Source organism: Polaribacter butkevichii, from assembly GCF_038024105.1.
Taxonomy (GTDB): Bacteria; Bacteroidota; Bacteroidia; order Flavobacteriales; family Flavobacteriaceae; genus Polaribacter; species Polaribacter butkevichii.
Genome location: NZ_CP150661.1, coordinates 500,068 through 518,691 on the forward strand (window position 1 = coordinate 500,068; position 18,624 = coordinate 518,691).

Below are 18,624 nucleotides of genomic sequence, written 5' to 3' on the forward strand. Positions count from 1 at the left end.
TATTTAATAATTAGTAACTTTTTCTAAACTTTTTTTCGACAGAAAAATTAATTAGGTTCATAAAATTAGCATGAACACCTAAGGTAAGATCTAATTTTAGTTCTTCTATAAACTTTAATATTGAATGAGCATGAAATTGTAAATCAGGAATGGAAATATAATTCTCAAAAATATCTCCTATGGTTTTATAATACAATGTTTCAAACGTATTTAAGTTTTTTGGCTTCTGTGTTACATATTCGTAAGACTTAACATCAAAAGATTCTAAAACATCACCTACATAATTTTTATGCAATATCTGAGTAGGGTTTACAATGTTTAATTCTTTAATCTGCGGATTTAAAAAAGCGTATAAAATGGCTTTAGAAACAAAATCTACAGGTACAATGTTTAAACCACTTTCTTTATCAATCCAAATTCTAAAAGCATCTTTAGATTTGGTAGCATATTTATCTAAAAAAATTGCCCAAGAATAAAAAACATCAAATTTTGGCGTTTCAAAAAAAGGTTTGTGAATTAAACGACCACAAATAATACTGGGTCTTAAAATCTGAGAAGCAATGTTTTTAGAAGCACAGGTTTCTTTTACAAAACGTTCACTTTCGTATTTAGATTGCTCATATGGGTTTCTAAAATTGGTAACCGTGTGGTTTTCGATAGCATCGTTTACTTTTTCATTTTGTATGCCAAAAGAATAGGCAGTACTAATGTATAAAAAACGAGTTACACGTTTAGGCAACTGCTCTAAAAGTTGCTTGGTTACCAAATAATTCTGAGAATGCACTGTTTTTTTAGAATCGCTTGTGCTAGATAAATTGGTAGAACCTGCACAATGAATTACAGTATTAAAATCATATTTATCTAAAACCTCATTGCTAATTGTAGCTAAATCATTCGGAATTATAGTAATTTTTTCTAAACAAGCTTCAAGAGTAAAATCATTTAAAAAATCCGGACGAGACGCGTCTTGTAAAACAGCTAACAAACGTTGTTCTGCTGTTTTTTCATTGGCTCTTATTACTACAAAAAGATGCTGTACCGTTTTATCTACAATGGCTTTATGTAACCATTCAAAAATAATATGACTCCCAACAATTCCGGTTCCTCCAGTTAATAAACAATTCATGTTTTTTTTTGATAAAATTTCAATAGGTGATTTAATAAAAAAAATAGTTGTCTTAAAACAGACAACTATTTTTCCGCTTGAGCGAAGTAGAAAGGTATAGTTATTATAACTTATAAAGTTCTCGACTGCGCTCGAACGGACATACTAATATTTTTTTAGAGAACTTCTAAAATGTTATTTTATCCTTTGTAAAAGGGAAGTTTTACAATCGTTGCCGGAATCGCTTTTTTACGAACCTGAATATGAATTTGTGAACCTGCTTTAGACAAGATTCTTGGTACATATCCCATTCCAATTCCTTTATTTAAACAAGGGCTCATAGTACCAGAAGTTACCACACCAATTACGTTTCCATTTCCGTCTACAATATCATAACCATGTCTTGGTACACCTCTTTCATCTAGTTCAAAAGCAACCAATCTTCTTTCTGGCTTGTGCTCTTTTTCTTTCGCTAAAGCTTCTGCATTTACAAAGTCTTTGGTAAATTTAGTAATCCAACTTAAACCTGCTTCAATAGGCGATGTGGTATCGTCAATATCATTACCGTATAAACAATATCCCATTTCTAAACGCAACGTATCTCTTGCTGCTAAACCAATTGGCTTAATTCCGAAGTCTGCACCAGCTTCAAAAACTTTGTTCCAAATTTGTTCTGCCTCTTCGTTTTTGCAGTAAATTTCAAATCCGCCAGAACCAGTATAACCAGTTGCAGAAATAATTACATTTTCGATACCAGCAAAATCACCTATTTTAAATTTATAAAAAGGGATGCTTGCTAAGTCTACAGAAGTTAAAGATTGCATTGCTTCTACAGCTTTTGGTCCTTGAATAGCTAATAAAGAATAATCTTCAGACAAGTTTTTTAAATCAGCATTAAACTCTTTATTATATGTAGAAATCCAATTCCAATCTTTATCTATATTAGAAGCGTTTACCACTAATAAATACGTGTTTTCTTTAATTTTATAACAAATTAAATCATCTACAATTCCGTTTTCTTCATTAGGGAAACAACTGTATTGAGCATCGCCAATGGCAAGTTTAGAAGCATCATTAGAAGTTACTTTTTGTATTAAAGCCAAAGCATTTTCTCCTTCAACCAAAAATTCTCCCATGTGGCTAACGTCAAAAACACCAACAGACTCTCTTACGGTTAAATGTTCTGCTGTAACTCCTTCATATTGTACAGGCATATTGTAACCAGCAAAAGGAACCATTTTAGCACCTAAAGCAACGTGAATATTATTTAATGCAATATTTTTCATGTATAGATTTCTTAAAATTTCAGCTAAATTATTGAAAAAATTGGAATTATCTATCACTAATAGTTTGTTAATATTTTTAGATAGAAAATAATAAATGTTACATTTGATTTTCTCAAAAAATAAAATCACTTTTATGAAAGTTTTTAAATTTTTATGTACCGTTTTTTTACTAGTTAGCCTAAATACTGTAGCACAAGTACCTACAGATTTTTTATCGAAAGAATTTCATAAAGAAAGGCGCGAAATTTTGCGTTCTAAAATGCCACAAAATTCTGTAGCGGTTGTATTTGCTAATCCTATTAGAAATAGAGCCAATGATGTAGATTATGTGTTTCATCAAGATCCAAACTTTTATTATTTAACCGGTTATAGAGAACCCAATGCGGTTTTAGTGTTGTTTTCGGAAAACCAAACAAATGCAAACGGAGCTTCTTATAATGAAATATTATATGTTCAGAAAAAAGATGCGCAAGCAGAAATGTGGTACGGAATGCGTTTGGGAGCAGTGGGAGCAGCAAAAGAATTGGGTTTTAATGATGTAATGACTGGAGAAGATTTTATAAAAACACAAATCGATTTTAAGAAATTTAATCGAGTGTTTATAGAAAAGTTTAACGACGATTATAGAAATTCAACTAGAAACAAAGCAGAAATTTACGATTTAGTAGCTAGTTTTAAAGAAGTATCAGGGTTTCATAAAATACAATTTTTGCCAGAACATGTAGAAAAAGTGCATCAAGCTATTGCAAATGTTCCTGAAAAAAATAGAATTGAACTTTCAAAAAAAATCAATCAAGAGCTTAGGCGATATCCAGAATTAAAAAAAGATAAGTTAATCATGGATTTTGCAAGTGCAAAAAATGATAATGAGTTAAAGGATTATCAACAAAAAATTAGTCTGAACCTAAAAGCTAAAAAAGAGAATAATTTCGATTTTTCTTTCTTACCCAATAATTTAGCTACGTTAAGAGAAGTGAAGACGGAAGAAGAAATAAAACTATTAACCAAAGCAGTGCGTATTTCTGCGATTGGGCAGATAGAAGTAATGAAAGCAATGAAACCGCACATGTCTGAAACCGAATTACAGGGAATTCATGAGTTTGTATATAAAAAATACGGAGCAGAATACGAAGGTTATCCGTCTATTGTAGGTGCCGGAAATAATGGGTGTATTTTACATTATATAGAAAATAATAAAACAAAAATTGGCAACGATTTAGTTTTGATGGATTTAGGTGCGGAGTACAGAGGTTATACAGCAGATGTAACACGTACAATTCCTGCCAACGGAAAATTTACAAAAGCTCAAAAAGAAATTTACAATATTGTTTATAAAGCACAAGAAGCAGCTATTAAATTATATGTTGTAGGCGGTAGCATGCAGGCACCAAACAGAGCGGCAGTAAAAATAGTAAACGAAGGATTGTTTCAACTAGGCATTATTAAATCTGTAAATGAAAGACATAATTATTTGCCACACGGAACCATACATCATATTGGTTTAGACGTGCACGATCCAGGAAATTATAATAACTTTGAAGAAAATATGATTGCCACCATAGAACCTGGAATTTACATTCCAGAAGGTAGTAATTGTGATAAAAAATATTGGGGAATTGGTATTCGAATAGAAGATGATATTTTAATAACCAAAAATGGGCCTGTAAACCTCTCTGCAGAAGCACCTAGAACCGTAAAAGAAATAGAAAAAATGATGGCAAAAAAGTCCGTTTTAGACGATTTTGTATTACCAAATTTAGATAAATAATGAGCACAGAACAACCCAATAATCCGTTACACGGTATAAAATTAGCTACCATGTTAGAACAATTGTTTAAAGAATATGGATGGGAAGAATTAGGCGATATTTTAAATATTAATGCATTTAAAAACAATCCTACTTATAAATCGAGTTTAAAATTTTTAAGAACTACACCCTGGGCAAGAGAAAAAGTAGAGCGTTTTTATTTAAAAAACATGATTAAATAATTTTTTTAGAAGCTATTTCTTGCTTTTCGTTATATCTTTTTATAGCTGTCATTACGAAGGGTGTTTTTTGTTAGCGGCGATAATTTATTATTTAGAATCGTAATAACTTTTTTTATAAAGGCTATAAAAAGGATGCCACTGCAATCAAGGCTAAACTTGTTTGTTAGCTATTTTAAATTAAGAGGCTCTATGTCATTCCGAATGAGGTACGAAGAGGAATCTAGAAGTATCATGAGATTTCTCAACCCCGAAAAAACTCATTTCGAAATGACATAGGAGAAAAAAGAATAAACGTGGCAATTTAATCTTTCAATAATTGCATCAGTTTATCAGTTCCAACACTTGCTAGCTCTTTAATAATGGTTAAATTATTAAAATGACTACTAGAAACAGCTGGTTTTGGGTCTATAAAATAAATAGGTGTATTGGGTTTTACATAATCTACTATACCTGCTGCAGGATAGACTTGCATAGAAGTACCAATAATAACCAAGATATCTGCTTTTTTAGTTATTTCTATGGCTTTATCTAACATGGGTACCATTTCTCCGAACCAAACAATATGAGGTCTTAATTGGCTTTTTCTAGGACATAAATTACCTAAAACTAAATCTTTTTTCCAATCTAAAATAATAGTTTCATCAGCAGAACTTCTTACTTTTAAAAGTTCTCCATGTAAATGAGTTACATTTTTACTGCCAGCACGTTCATGTAAATCATCTACATTTTGTGTAATAATATCTACATTATATTTTTTTTCTAATGCTACTAAATTAAGATGGCCTTTGTTGGGATTAACGTCTAACAATTGCTTTCTACGTTCATTATAAAAGTTTAAAACCAATTCTGGGTTTGCAGCAAAACCTTCTGGAGAAGCAACATCCATAACATTATGACCTTCCCATAAACCATCTGCATCTCTAAAGGTTTGTATGCCGCTTTCTGCGGAAATTCCTGCTCCAGTTAAAACAACTAATCTTTTCATGAGAGTATCGATTTTTGTATTTTTATAAATTCTACAATGAAGATAAAAATAATAATTCTAAGTTTGTAATTATGATTGATGAAAAACTATTAAATTACTTTGAAACCTATTTAACAGATAAAAGAAAAGATCTTTTTAAAAAGGTTTTAGAAGATAGAACCCGTCATTTTACAGTGGTTTTAGAAGATATTTTTCAGCCTCATAATGCAAGTGCAGTGGTTAGAACTGCAGATATTTTTGGTGTACAAGATGTGCATGCTATAGAAAATAAGTATATCAATAAAGTTTCTAGACACGTTGCAAAAGGTTCTCAAAAATGGATTACCTCTAGACGTTATAAAAAGGACGGAGATAACACTAAAATTTGTTTAGATAATTTACGAGAACAAGGATATCAAATTATTGCAACAACGCCTCATAATGATTCTTGCTTGTTACAAGATTTTGATATCACTAAAAAATCGGCATTTGTATTTGGAGTAGAAGCAGAGGGGGTTTCTGATTATGTAAAAGAACAGGCAGATGGTTTTTTAAAAATACCAATGGTTGGTTTTACAGAAAGTTTAAATATTTCTGTAGCTGCAGCCATTATTTTACAAGATGTAACCACAAAATTAAGAAATTCTGATGTTGATTGGCAATTAACCAAAGAAGAAAAAGACGTTTTGTATTTTAATTGGGTTAAAAAAACAATTAAAAATGTTGATAAAATTGAAAAATATTATCACCAAAATTTAAAAGAAGAATAATCTTTTTTTATTTAACTAAGGTTCTTAAAGATTAATATTGCTTAAAATAGATTCCTGCTTTCGCAGGAATGACAACAAAATATTTATAAAATATTCTTTTAAAGAATATTACTCCACAATTACTTTTTGTATAGTTGCAGAAGAATCGCAACGTTTTACCAATAAACTTACTTTTTCTAACTCTTTTGTTCCTGTAATATAGTATTCGGCACAAGGTTTTTGTCTTGGGTTACTTTTTCCGAAATCAACATCACCGGTATATAAAATGGTGTTGATTTTTAAAGTATCTATATTAAATTTATGCATGGCATTTTTAGCATCTTCAGAAAACAAACGCTTTCTAATTCTAATTGTTTTTAATGTTCTTGCATCCATTCCGTAATCAAAAGTAGCTTGTTTTTTTTGCCAGAAAAAATACACACCAATACAACCTAATGATAAACCTACTAAATAATAACCTATTCTTTTAATGAGCATTGTAAAATTTTGAAATGCAAATTTAGTTTTTTTATTCAGTTATCAATAATTTAAGTTATGATCTTATTAAAGAAAAGTGAGATTTAAAAGTTGCTTCTTTTCCTTCTTTTGTATATTTTAATACAAACCAATAATCTGTATTAGGCATTTTGTTTCCATTATTATTAAAACCATCCCATCCTGTTTCACTTGGTTTTATTATTTTTAAGAGTTTACCATATCTATCAAAAATATGAATAGTTGCTTTTAAATCGTTTTTTAAATCATAAATATTCCATTGGTTATTGTTAGGATTAAAAAATTTAGGATAATTTAAAGCCACAAAGTCAAGTGTTATATTATTACAAATTCCTGTAAGATCTTTTACTGTAACAGTGTAAGTACCAGGTTTTATATTTAAAAATACATTTGAATCTTGAAAAGGTCCGTTTTCTAAAGAATACACATAGTTTCCTAATCCTTGATTAATAGTTTCTATTTCTACCGCATACAAATCAGAAAAATTATCTGTTAAAAACCGAACCTCAAACTTAGGTGTAGAACTTTCTATAGTTACTTCTGTTGCATTATAGTCACAATCAGCATTATTTTTGGGGCTTATTACAGTAGCTTCTATTATGTAAATACCTGCTTCTGTAGCGTTCCAATCAGCAAGAGAATTTGTGTTTAGTAAATTTCCTTCAAAATACCATTTTATGTTATAAATGGTTGGGTCTAATCCTGTTTCTATTAAAAAAGGATTGTTGGTTTGGTTGGTTTCATGATTTACACAAATAGCGCCTCCAAGAACATTTAAATTTAATAAAGGATATATTGTAATGTTAAATTGATCATCAATAAAACAATCTGGATTTTCTTTTTGATAAGCATGTACATAAATAGTTTGTGTAATGGTTTCTTTACTTAAATTTCTAATAGTATATGCTGTAGGATCTATTAAATCTGTTTTATTAGGGCCTCTATAATACTCTACAATTATATTAGGAATTGTTATTGTTGGTAGTGTAATTGCACCACATTTATCAATATCATTTAAAGTTCCTAAATCTGGTTTCGCAAATACAGTTACTGTAAAAAAACTATTATTTTGGCAAGGAATAAATCGTGTGTCATCACCAATAATATATATAGTTTGCGTTGTATTGATAACGTCTCCTGCATTTAACATGCCTGTTTTGTCGCTATTTTGATAATAATTACCTGGTTTTGTTAATGCAGGTAGCACGTAAGATTCACAGGCTTTTACATCATCAAAAACATCTACTTTAACATCTAAAATGTTTACAGTAAAAACTTTTTCATTGGCACAGGTTGCAATATCTGGGTCTTGATTAAAGATGTAAACATCTTGTGTTTGCTCTATTGCATCACCAGGTTTTAATTCTGTACCAGCTCCGTTAGCCTCTGTAAAAAACTTACCACCAAAACTCAATTCTGGTAAAATATAGGGTTCACACACAGAAATATCAAAAAAATCTGGGATAGTTGGTATCGGTTTTATAACTACTAAAAAACTTGTTTCGGCACTACAAGATGCATTGGTGTTATAGATATAAATTCTTTGTGAGCTACTTATTTGATCGCCTTCAAATAAAGGGGTTCCAGAACCGTTTTTTCCTGTAAAATAATTACCATTTACTAAAGCAGGTAGTGTAGGTAAATCGTCTTCACACCTTGTAATATCGCTTAGTGTGTCTGCTTCAGGAAGCGGATTAATTGTAACCGATATATCATAACCAGTACAGTTAGTACCAGTTGTTATTTCTTCGGCGTAATAATATATATTTTGTGATGTAGTAATTTTTGTTCCTGCTGGTAATTCGGTTTCAAGCGTACTGTCTGTATAATATTTTCCAATAGTTTTAGTTGGAATGGTATAACTACCACATTCTATAATATCTGGAAAATCACTACGTTTTATAATTGTAACAAATACTCTACTAGGTAACAGCCCACCAGATGTACAGCCCGTAACTTCATCTTTATTATAAATAAATAAACGAATTGAAGAGTTTATGACATCACCTGGTAAATATTTTGTACCACCCCCACGATATGCTGTAAAATATTCACCACCGTTTGGTAATGTTTCTAATGTATAAGAATCGCAAGCAATTATATCGTTTAGGGTATCTGTTGGTGGCGATGGATGAATAATTAAATCGAATTGTTTATCCTGACAAACCGCACCATTTACTTTAGAATAAAAATAAACAGTTGTATTTTCTGTTAAGACTGTACCAACAGCTATTTCGTCTACGCCGTTTGGTGAACTATAGAATTTACCAAAAGAATTTTCAGGAATTGTATAGGACTCACAGTGCTCTAAGGGTATACTAAAGTTAGAAGTTAAAGAAACTTTAAAAGATGTTTGATTAGAACAATTACTTACAGTGTCTTTATTGTAAATATATATCGTTGAGTTTTTTGTAATTTTTTCACCAGCAGATAACTTTGTACCCGCTCCTGATGGAGCCGTAAAATATTCTCCATTTGTTAGTGTTGGTAATGTATATTCATCACAAACTTGCACATCTGGTAAGTCATCTACTAAAGGTATTGCACTAATTTTTATATTAAAACTAACCACATCAAAACAAGCTTTATCTTTATTAGATAATCTTGCCCAAAGTGTAAATGTATTATTTGTTACGGGATAATTTGCAGGGTCTGTAATTGCATTTGTATTATTATTAGCATTTTCTTCTGTGGTAAAATAATTAAGATTATAATTTGCAGCATTTAATCCGTTTAGTACTTTAGAGTCTATTGTATTCTGAATATTAAATGTTGAAATTTCCCCACAAATTTCAACGTCATCAGGTTTAGTTGCTGTAATTGTTTTTAGTTTTATTTCATCACTTAGCACACAACTAGCGTCTGTTAAAGAAGTAATAACTAATTTATATGTACCAGAGGTATTTACTGTTATTTTTGTTCCAATTTCAGTTAAGAGTACATCATCTTTAGTCCATTCAAATTTATAGTTGTCTGTTTTAAAAAATCCAGAATCTAGTATAATTTCTTCTCCATCACAAATTTCTTTATCGGTACCTAAATCTAACGTGTTTGTAAAGCTACCTGTTTCTATAAAAACAGCAGAGTCGAAACCTGAATTATTATAATCTCCAATTACAAATTTTATTTTATATTCATTATTAGGAATAACGGTTGCACTAGCATTAAGTATTTTTGTAAAACCTCTCATGTTAATGGTAGAGTTGGTACTATTGTTAACATAATAAGACTCAAATAAATCTACATTACTAGAAGCACAGATTCCGTTAAATTGAGTATCTCGTATATTTTTAACAGAAATACTAGAGTTGTCGGTTGTTTTTGCAATATTAATAGCTTCTCCTGTATTTACATTCGTTAAAATAATTGCAAAAACATCTCTACTGTCACATTGAAACTCTCCATATTCATTTGAAGCAAATATGTAATTGAAGTTAAAATTTTTAGCTATTGGTGTAAAGTTAAACTCTAAAAAACCTACATCAGTAATGTCAGATTCTCCTCCTTCTTGTTTGTTAATTGTTTGTAAATCTGCATCTCCAGTAGTAGAAATTTGACTACTTAAATTTGTATTGGTAAATGTACCCTCTGTATATTTTGCTTTTCCTGTTCTAATAATAATACCTTTTTCTATAGGAAAATTGCCATTATTGTTATTAAAGGATGCAACTGATTGGTTTGGAGAAATGTTGAAATTAGATTTAGAGATACAAGTATTGTTAATAAGTTGATTTACAATTTGTTCTTTAGAACTGGTATCGTCTATACTTACTGTTTGAGAAAACAAAGGAGTTGTAATTACTACGGTAAAAACAAAAACGATAGTTTTAAAAAATCTATTTAGAGGGGATCTCATTTATGCTATTTGTTTGATGATTATAATTATCTAAAAATAATCAATAAAAACAAGATGGCAAAAAAAGAACCTAAAGAATTAATAAGTTTATATCTCTAAAAGGTAAATCGAACCAATCGGCAACAGTTCTATTGGTTAAGATTCCGTGATAAAAATACATTCCGTTTCGTAAACTTTTATCAAAACGAGCTGCATTTTCAAACCCACCTTCTTCGGCAATATTTAACAAGTATGGTGTAAATATATTGCTAATAGATAAAGAAGCTGTTCTTGCATAGCGAGCAGGAATATTGGGTACACAATAATGTACAACTCCATGTTTTATAAAAGTAGGTGTTTTATGTGTAGTTACATTAGAGGTTTCGAAACAGCCACCTCTATCTATGCTAACATCTATAATAACGGCACCTTCTTTCATGGTTTCTATCATTTCTTCTGTAGCACAAATAGGCGATCTATTTTTACCTCTAATAGCTCCAATAGCAACATCGGCACGCATTAATGCTTTTGCAACAGATTTTGGCTGTAACGTAGATGTGTAAATAGGTGCACTAAGGCAATTTTGTAATTTGCGTAATTTACTAATAGAATTGTCAAAAACTTTTACTCTTGCACCTAATCCTATTGCTGTTTTTGCGGCATATTCTCCAACCGTTCCTGCTCCAAAAATAACAACACTAGAAGGCGGAACACCACCAATATTACCTAGTAACAATCCATTTCCTTTATTAATTCCACTCATTAATTCTGCAGCAATTAATACAGAAGCTGTACCTGCAATTTCACTTAAAGATTTTACAATAGGATAGGTATTATGATCATCTTTTATATAATCGAAAGCCACTGCTGTAATTCGCTTTTTTGCAAGACATTCAAAGTATTTTTTATTTTGAGTTTTAAGTTGTAAAGAAGAAATAAGAATAGCCTGTGGATTCATATATTCAATTTCTCTTTCTGTAGGTGGTGCTACTTTTAAAACAATATTGCATTTAAAGGCTTCTTCTATATCATAAGATATTTTTGCTCCTGCTTCAGAGTATTCTCTATCTGCATAATTGGCATGATCTCCCGCACCTGTTTCTACCACAATTCTATGACCGTGTACACATAAAGCCGAAACAGCATCTGGCGTTAAACAAACACGCTTTTCTCCTAAATAAGTTTCTTTGGGTAAGCCAATAAAAAGTTCTCCTTTTTGTCGTTTAATTTCTAGCATTTCTTCTTGCGGAAGTAATTCTTCTTTACTGAAAGGAGAAAATGAACTCATAGTTTGGTTATTTTAGTTGAATATTTCGTTGGTTATCATTTAAAATTGATAAATGAATTTGAACAGCATCTAAAGGTAATAAATTTTCTATATTTTCTGGCCATTCTACCAAACACCAATCATTATTATCAAAATATTCTTCAATTCCCATGTCTAAGGCTTCTTCTTCGTCTTCAATTCTGTAAAAATCAAAATGAAAAATACTTTCGTTTTTTGAGGTTTGATATTCATTTACTAGCGAAAAAGTAGGGGAAGAGATGGTGTCTAAAACACCAAGTTGTTTACAAATTTCTTTAATTAATGTTGTTTTGCCAACGCCCATTTGTCCGTAAAATAACAGTGTTTTATTTTCTACGGATGCAATAAGTTCTGATGCAACTTCAGATAAGTTTTCTAAAGAATAGTTTTTGTTCATAGTACAAAAATAAGAAATCTGACAAGTTATTTAAACCTGTCAGATTTTTTTATGATGAATTTACGCTAGCAAATTAGTTTAGCCCTGATTGAACGGCTTGTTTGAGCTCTTTTTTATTCCTTTTTAGGATAAAAAAAGCGAGTAGTGAAAGCAGGAAATAGCTTCTAATTATTTCTACTTAGGGCTATAAACCGCACATGGTATAATCATTTCTTCAAGAGAAACGCCTCCGTGTTGATAGGTGTTTTTATAGTATTTTACAAAGTGATTAAAGTTATTTGGATAGGCAAAAAATAGGTCTTCTTTTGCAAAAACAAAAGAACTATTCATTGCAATGGTTGGTAAAAATATGTCTTTAGGATTTTTTACAGCATATACATCTTTGTCTTCGTAGGTAAGGCTTTTACCTGTTTTGTAGCGCAGGTTTGCACTAATGTTTTTATCGCCAATTACTTTTGTTGGGTTTTTACAATTTATGGTTCCGTGATCTGTAGTAATAATTAACTTCTGACCTAATTGTTGTGCTTTTTGTATAATATCGAACAAAGGAGAGTTTTTAAACCAACTTAAAGTAAGACTTCTATAAGCTTTGTCGTCTCCTGCCAGTTCTTTAATAACTTCCATTTCTGTTTTAGAGTGCGATAGCATATCAACAAAATTATACACCACAGCCGTTAAATCGTTTTGTTTTGTTCCGTTGTAATTATCGGCTAAATCTTTACCATTTTTTAGGTTGGTAATTTTGTAATACTCGTGTTTTATATTTAAGCCTAAACGTTTTATTTGTGCAGATAAAAAGTCGTTTTCATATAAGTTCATACCGCCTTCATCTGTATCGTTTTTCCAAAAATTTGGATATTTTTTTTCCATTTCAGAAGGCATTAATCCAGAAAAAATAGCGTTTCTAGCATATTGTGTTGCCGTTGGTAGAATAGAAAAATAAGAATATTCTTCGTCTTTTTTATAAAAGTTATTAATTAATGGTTCTAAAACTTTGTATTGATCGTAACGTAAATTATCTATAACCACCCATAAAACACCGTGGTCTTTGTTTAATTGTGGTACTACATAATCTTTAAATAAGGTATGCGAAAAAGTAGGTTTATCGTGTGCTGTTAAAAAATCTTCGTAATTTTTTTTGATAAATTTAAAAAACTGACTGTTGGCTTCTTGTTTTTGACTTTCTAAAATTCCTAACATTCCGGGATCGCTAATGTTTTCTAGTTCCAACTCCCAGTGTACTAGTTTTTTGTAAAGGTCAATCCATTCTTCATAAGAATTTACCATGGCCAAATCCATAGATATTTTTCTAAATTCTTGCTGATAACTAGATGTTGTTTTTTCTGATACCAAACGAGAATTGTCTAAATTCTTTTTTAAACTTAATAATATCTGATTTGGGTTTACTGGTTTTATTAAATAATCTGCAATTTTAGAACCAATTGCTTCTTCCATTATATACTCTTCTTCACTTTTAGTAATCATTACAACAGGCAAATTTGCTTGTTTCTGTTTAATTTCTGCAAGTGTATCTAAACCTGTTAATCCAGGCATATTCTCGTCTAAAAAAACGATATCAAAATTTTGTTCTCCTACTAAATCTATAGCATCTGCACCATTTGTACAAGTAGTTACTTTGTAATTTTTGTGTTCTAAAAAGAGAATGTGAGGCTTTAATAATTCTATCTCATCATCAACCCATAAAATTTGTATACTGCTCATATTTCGTTTATAATTTTAACATTTAACGATAAAAGTAACTAAATGTTATGCTTTTTTAGTTTTAAAAGTGATAAAATATTGCCAATTTTGTTTTTACTTCTATAAGAGTATTTTATGTTTTTTTTAATGCATAATAATTAAATTTTTTTTTTAAAATGTTTCTTTTTTATAATGATAATAGCGGTTAGGAAATTCTAAAACTATAAATTTGCCAATTGGTGGTATTAATTTGTAATTTGCCACAGATTGATAAAAAACGTTTCTTTTGAAGAATAAAAAACATAATAAATTAAAGATACTAAATGATCCTATTTATGGATTTATACAGATACCAAACACTTTAATTTTTGATTTAATAGAACATCCTTATTTTCAGCGTTTAAGAAGAATTGCTCAAATGGGTTTTTCTAATTTAGTGTATCCAGGGGCAAATCATACTCGTTTTCATCATGCAATTGGTTGTATGCATTTAATGCAAAAAGCCGTAAGAGTGTTGCGTTTTAAACAGGTAAAAATTTCTGATGAAGAGGAAAATGCCATTTATATTGCTATTTTATTGCACGATATTGGTCATGGAGCTTTTTCTCATGCACTAGAGCATAGTATTGTAAATGGAATTTCTCATGAAGAGATTTCATTAAAATTTATGAAAAAGTTAAATGATGAGTTTAACGGAAAATTAGATTTAGCAATAGAAATTTTTGAAGGTAGGTATCATAGAAAATTTCTTTGTAAGTTAATTTCTAGTCAATTAGACATAGATCGGTTAGATTATTTAAAACGAGACAGCTTTTATACAGGTGTTACAGAAGGTAATATTTCTTCAGATAGGTTAATTGCCATGATGAATGTAAAAGATGATGAGTTGGTAATAGAAGGAAAAGGGATTTATTCTGTAGAAAACTTTTTAATAGCCAGACGTTTAATGTATTGGCAAGTATATTTGCATAAAACAGGTTTGGTGGCAGAAAACATGTTGGTAAATGTTTTAAGAAGAGCAAAAGAATTAGCAGAAAAAGGAGTGGAGTTATATACTAGTACTTCTTTAGGTTATTTTTTGTACAACAAAATATCGCAAGAAAATTTTACAATAGAAACTTTAGAAATGTTTTCTAAACTAGATGATTATGATGTTATGTCTGCTATAAAAGAATGGACTAATCATAGTGATAAAGTTTTATCTTTATTATCTAAAATGATTGTAGATAGAAAATTGTTACGCATAGAAATACAGCAAGATGCATTTAAAGAAAGTTATTTAGATAAAAAATTAAATAAGGTTTCTAAAAAGTTTGATATTACATCAGAAGAAAGTAATTACTTTGTTTTTTCACAGCAAATAAGTAACCAAGCTTATAGTACAAATAAACCTATTTATATCTTAAATAAAAAAGGAAAATTAATGGATATTGCAAAAGCATCAGATCAATTAAATCTGCAAGCGCTTACAAATCCTGTTGTAAAATATTTTATTTGTTATCCAAAGTAATAAGGATATTAGCCTAATCGTTATAATTTTTATATTTTTGCCTTTAATGAAATTTACAGCACAAAAAATAGCAGAGATTTTAGAGGGTGATGTTATTGGAAATCCCAATATAGAAGTTTCTAAATTAGCTAAAATAGAAGAAGGAGAAAAAGGTTCTATAACCTTTCTTTCTAATTTAAAATACAAATCTTTTTTATATACAACAAATGCTTCAGTTGTTATTGTTAATAGGAGTTTTCAACCAGAAAAAGACTATAAAGCAACTTTAATAAAAGTAGAAAATGCGTATGAAGCATTTTCTCAAATATTAGCATTCTATAATGATGTAAAAAATAATAAGACGGGTAGAGAAGTACCTAATTTCATTTCTGATTCAGCAAAAATTGGTAAAAATGAATATATTGGTGCCTTCTCATATATAGGAGAAAATGTGGTTCTTGGAGAAAATGTAAAGATTTATCCAAATGCTTACATTGGTGATAATAGTTTAATAGGTGACAATTGTGTTATTTTTTCTGGAGTAAAAATTTATTCTGATACAATAATAGGTAATAATTGTAAAATACATTCGGGTAGTATTATTGGTGCAGACGGTTTTGGTTTTGCTCCAAATAAAAACGGAGAATATAAAGCAATACCACAAATAGGTAATGTTCTAATAGAAGATAATGTAGATATAGGTTCTGCTTGCACTATAGATAGAGCCACTATGGGATCTACCATTATACGTAAAGGTGTTAAGTTAGATAACCAAATACAAGTTGCCCATAATGTAGAAATTGGTAAAAACACGGTAATTGCTGCCCAAACAGGTATTGCGGGTTCAACAAAAATTGGTGAAAATTGTATGATTGGTGGTCAAGTAGGTTTTGTAGGTCATATAACGGTAGGTAATAATGTAAAAATTTTAGCACAAGCCGGTATCTCTAAAAACTTAAAAGATGATGAGATTGTAAACGGATCTCCAGCATTTAAAATACAAGATTTTAATAAAAGTTCTGTCTATTTTAGAAATTTACCTAAAATGGCTTCGAAAATTAACAATATAGAAAAAGAGTTGAAGACTCAAAAATCGATCTTAAATGAGTAAGAAACAAAAAACGATTCAAAGAGAAGTAAGTTTATCTGGTGTTGGTATACACACTGGTAATACAGTAAACATGACCATAAAACCTGCACCTATAAATCATGGCTTTGCTTTTAGTAGAGTAGATTTAGAAGGATCGCCAATTATTGCGGCAAAGGCAGAATATGTAGTCAACACACAAAGAGGAACAAATCTAGAAAAAAATGGTGTTCAAATTCAGACTTCAGAGCATGTTTTGGCAGCTGCTGTAGGTTTAGATATAGATAACCTTTTAATAGAACTAGATTCTTCTGAACCTCCAATTATGGATGGTTCTTCTAAATACTTTGTAGAAGCTTTAGAAAAAGCCGGAATCGAAGAACAAGATGCTGATATTGAGGAGTATGTAGTGAAAGAAATTATATCTTTTAAAGATGAAGTTTCTGGTAGTGAAATTATTTTAATGCCATCTGATGAATACCAAGTTACGGCTATGGTAGATTTTGGTACCAAAATATTAGGAACTCAAAATGCAAATTTAGAGAAGATTTCTGATTTTAAAGAAGAAATTGCTGCAGCAAGAACGTTTAGTTTTTTACACGAAATTGAAATGCTTTTAGAGCACGACCTTATTAAAGGAGGTGATTTAAATAATGCTATTGTTTATGTAGACAAAGAACTGTCTGCCGAAACCATGGAAAAATTAAAAAAAGCATTTAAAAAAGAAGATATTGCTATTAAACCAAATGGTATTTTAGACAACCTAACTTTACATTGGGCAAATGAAGCTGCAAGACATAAGTTATTAGATGTTATTGGAGACTTAGCTTTAGTTGGTATTCGTATTAAAGGAAAAGTAATTGCCAATAAACCAGGACACTTAATTAATACTCAATTTGCTAAAAAATTAGCAAAAATTATTAAATTAGAAAAAAGAAACAATGTCCCTTCGTATGATTTGAATTTACCTCCTTTATTGGACATTCATCAAATTATGGACATTCTTCCTCACAGACCACCGTTCTTATTAATTGATAGAATTATAGAACTTTCTGATAAACATGTTGTTGGAATGAAGAATGTAACCATGAACGAAAACTTTTTTGTAGGTCATTTTCCAGGTTCACCAGTAATGCCAGGAGTTTTACAGGTAGAAGCCATGGCACAGTGTGGTGGAGTTTTAGTGTTAAATACAGTTCCAGATCCAGAAAATTACTTAACGTACTTTATGAAGATGGATAATGTAAAATTTAAACAAAAAGTTTTACCTGGAGATACTATCATCTTTAAATGTGAGTTAATAACTCCTATTAGAAGAGGGATTTGTCACATGCAAGCGTATGCTTATGCAAACGGAAAGTTAGTTGCAGAAGCAGAATTAATGGCACAAATTGCTAGAAAAAAATAAAGTATGAATCAACCACTAGCGTATGTACATCCGCAAGCAAAAATAGCTAGAAACGTAGTTATAGAACCATTTACAACTATTCATAATAATGTAACCATCGGTTCTGGTACTTGGATAGGATCTAATGTAACTATAATGGAAGGCGCTAAAATTGGCGAAAATTGTAGAATTTTTCCAGGGGCAGTAATTTCTGCAATACCTCAAGATTTAAAATTTAATGACGAGGAGACTACCGTAGAAATAGGTAACAATGTTACTATTAGAGAATGTGTTACCATCAATAGAGGTACGGCAGATAGAATGAAAACAAAAATAGGGGACAACTGTTTAATTATGGCTTATTGCCATATTGCACACGATACTCTTGTTGGCGATAATTGTATTTTTTCTAACAATACAACATTAGCAGGTCATGTAACTATTGGAGACAACGTTGTGTTGGCAGGTATGGTTGCTGTACATCAATTTGCATCTGTAGGTAATCATGCTTTTGTAACCGGAGGTTCTTTGGTTAGAAAAGACGTACCTCCGTTTGTTAAAGCAGCAAGAGAACCACTTTCTTATGTTGGTATTAACTCTGTAGGATTACGTAGAAGAGGATTTACCACAGAAAAAATAAGAGAGATTCAAGATATTTACAGAATACTTTTTCAAAAAAATTATAATAATTCCCAAGCAATCGATATCATAGAAGCAGAAATGGAAGCAACTCCAGAACGCGATGAAATCATTCAATTTATTAAAGATTCGCATAGAGGAATTATGAAAGGATATTATAAAGCTAATTAAAAA

At 30.3% G+C, this 18,624-nt stretch carries 15 protein-coding genes; 7 read left to right on the plus strand and 8 right to left on the minus strand.

Annotation, left to right across the window (positions count from 1 at the left end):
* Nucleotides 1–10: 10 nt before the first annotated feature.
* Nucleotides 11–1,126, minus strand: a complete 1,116-nt coding sequence (locus tag WG951_RS01725) for an SDR family oxidoreductase (protein WP_105048494.1) — start codon at nucleotides 1,124–1,126, stop codon at nucleotides 11–13.
* A 179-nt stretch (nucleotides 1,127–1,305) separates the two neighbouring features.
* A complete protein-coding gene (gene gcvT / locus WG951_RS01730) occupies nucleotides 1,306–2,391 on the minus strand; it encodes a glycine cleavage system aminomethyltransferase GcvT (protein WP_105048495.1) in 1,086 nt (361 codons plus the stop codon).
* 133 nt (nucleotides 2,392–2,524) lie between these two features.
* On the opposite strand from gcvT, the gene WG951_RS01735 reads away from it, so the two are divergent.
* Nucleotides 2,525–4,159: an aminopeptidase P N-terminal domain-containing protein gene (locus WG951_RS01735; RefSeq protein WP_105048496.1), complete on the plus strand. Its 1,635-nt coding sequence runs from the start codon at nucleotides 2,525–2,527 to the stop codon at nucleotides 4,157–4,159.
* Nucleotides 4,159–4,380 (plus strand): VF530 family DNA-binding protein, encoded by a 222-nt coding sequence (locus tag WG951_RS01740; protein WP_068448094.1) that lies wholly within the window; start codon nucleotides 4,159–4,161, stop codon nucleotides 4,378–4,380. Before WG951_RS01735 ends, WG951_RS01740 begins: the two co-directional genes overlap by 1 nt.
* A 301-nt stretch (nucleotides 4,381–4,681) precedes the next feature.
* On the opposite strand, the gene WG951_RS01745 is transcribed toward WG951_RS01740, so the two are convergent.
* On the minus strand, nucleotides 4,682–5,365 hold the full coding sequence (locus WG951_RS01745) for an SIR2 family NAD-dependent protein deacylase (protein WP_105048497.1): 684 nt from the start codon (nucleotides 5,363–5,365) through the stop codon (nucleotides 4,682–4,684).
* 71 nt (nucleotides 5,366–5,436) lie between these two features.
* On the opposite strand from WG951_RS01745, the gene WG951_RS01750 reads away from it, so the two are divergent.
* Nucleotides 5,437–6,114 carry a TrmH family RNA methyltransferase gene (locus WG951_RS01750; RefSeq protein WP_105048498.1) on the plus strand — a complete coding sequence of 226 codons (678 nt, stop codon included), beginning with the start codon at nucleotides 5,437–5,439 and terminating at the stop codon, nucleotides 6,112–6,114.
* Between the two features lie 108 nt (nucleotides 6,115–6,222).
* On the opposite strand, the gene WG951_RS01755 is transcribed toward WG951_RS01750, so the two are convergent.
* The 5 genes from WG951_RS01755 to WG951_RS01775 all read right to left on the minus strand — a co-directional run bounded on the left by WG951_RS01755 (nucleotide 6,223) and on the right by WG951_RS01775 (nucleotide 13,869).
* Entirely contained in the window at nucleotides 6,223–6,591 is a 369-nt protein-coding gene (locus WG951_RS01755; protein WP_105048499.1) for a DUF4258 domain-containing protein, read from the minus strand.
* Between the two features lie 55 nt (nucleotides 6,592–6,646).
* Nucleotides 6,647–10,465: a T9SS type B sorting domain-containing protein gene (locus WG951_RS01760; protein ID WP_105048500.1), complete on the minus strand. Its 3,819-nt coding sequence runs from the start codon at nucleotides 10,463–10,465 to the stop codon at nucleotides 6,647–6,649.
* A 70-nt stretch (nucleotides 10,466–10,535) separates the two neighbouring features.
* On the minus strand, nucleotides 10,536–11,732 hold the full coding sequence (locus WG951_RS01765; protein ID WP_105048501.1) for an alanine dehydrogenase: 1,197 nt from the start codon (nucleotides 11,730–11,732) through the stop codon (nucleotides 10,536–10,538).
* A 7-nt stretch (nucleotides 11,733–11,739) separates the two neighbouring features.
* The gene (gene tsaE / locus WG951_RS01770) at nucleotides 11,740–12,147 is read right to left on the minus strand and encodes a tRNA (adenosine(37)-N6)-threonylcarbamoyltransferase complex ATPase subunit type 1 TsaE (RefSeq protein WP_105048502.1); all 408 of its coding nucleotides are present in this window, start codon (nucleotides 12,145–12,147) and stop codon (nucleotides 11,740–11,742) included.
* A 174-nt stretch (nucleotides 12,148–12,321) separates the two neighbouring features.
* Complete coding sequence (locus WG951_RS01775) at nucleotides 12,322–13,869, minus strand: bifunctional response regulator/alkaline phosphatase family protein (RefSeq protein WP_105048503.1); 1,548 nt, start codon at nucleotides 13,867–13,869, stop codon at nucleotides 12,322–12,324.
* A 265-nt stretch (nucleotides 13,870–14,134) separates the two neighbouring features.
* Here WG951_RS01775 and WG951_RS01780 point away from each other — a divergent pair, with 265 nt between their 5' ends.
* From WG951_RS01780 to lpxA, 4 genes are read left to right on the plus strand one after another with little or no spacing between them, the layout of a single operon-like run.
* Nucleotides 14,135–15,358: an HD domain-containing protein gene (locus tag WG951_RS01780; protein ID WP_105048504.1), complete on the plus strand. Its 1,224-nt coding sequence runs from the start codon at nucleotides 14,135–14,137 to the stop codon at nucleotides 15,356–15,358.
* 46 nt (nucleotides 15,359–15,404) lie between these two features.
* Nucleotides 15,405–16,448 carry a UDP-3-O-(3-hydroxymyristoyl)glucosamine N-acyltransferase gene (lpxD, locus tag WG951_RS01785; protein WP_105048505.1) on the plus strand — a complete coding sequence of 348 codons (1,044 nt, stop codon included), beginning with the start codon at nucleotides 15,405–15,407 and terminating at the stop codon, nucleotides 16,446–16,448.
* Nucleotides 16,441–17,832, plus strand: coding sequence for a bifunctional UDP-3-O-[3-hydroxymyristoyl] N-acetylglucosamine deacetylase/3-hydroxyacyl-ACP dehydratase (locus tag WG951_RS01790; protein WP_105048506.1), 1,392 nt, complete (start codon nucleotides 16,441–16,443; stop codon nucleotides 17,830–17,832). Before lpxD ends, WG951_RS01790 begins: the two co-directional genes overlap by 8 nt.
* 3 nt (nucleotides 17,833–17,835) lie before the next feature.
* The gene (gene lpxA / locus WG951_RS01795) at nucleotides 17,836–18,621 is read left to right on the plus strand and encodes an acyl-ACP--UDP-N-acetylglucosamine O-acyltransferase (protein ID WP_105048507.1); all 786 of its coding nucleotides are present in this window, start codon (nucleotides 17,836–17,838) and stop codon (nucleotides 18,619–18,621) included.
* Nucleotides 18,622–18,624: the final 3 nt, after the last annotated feature.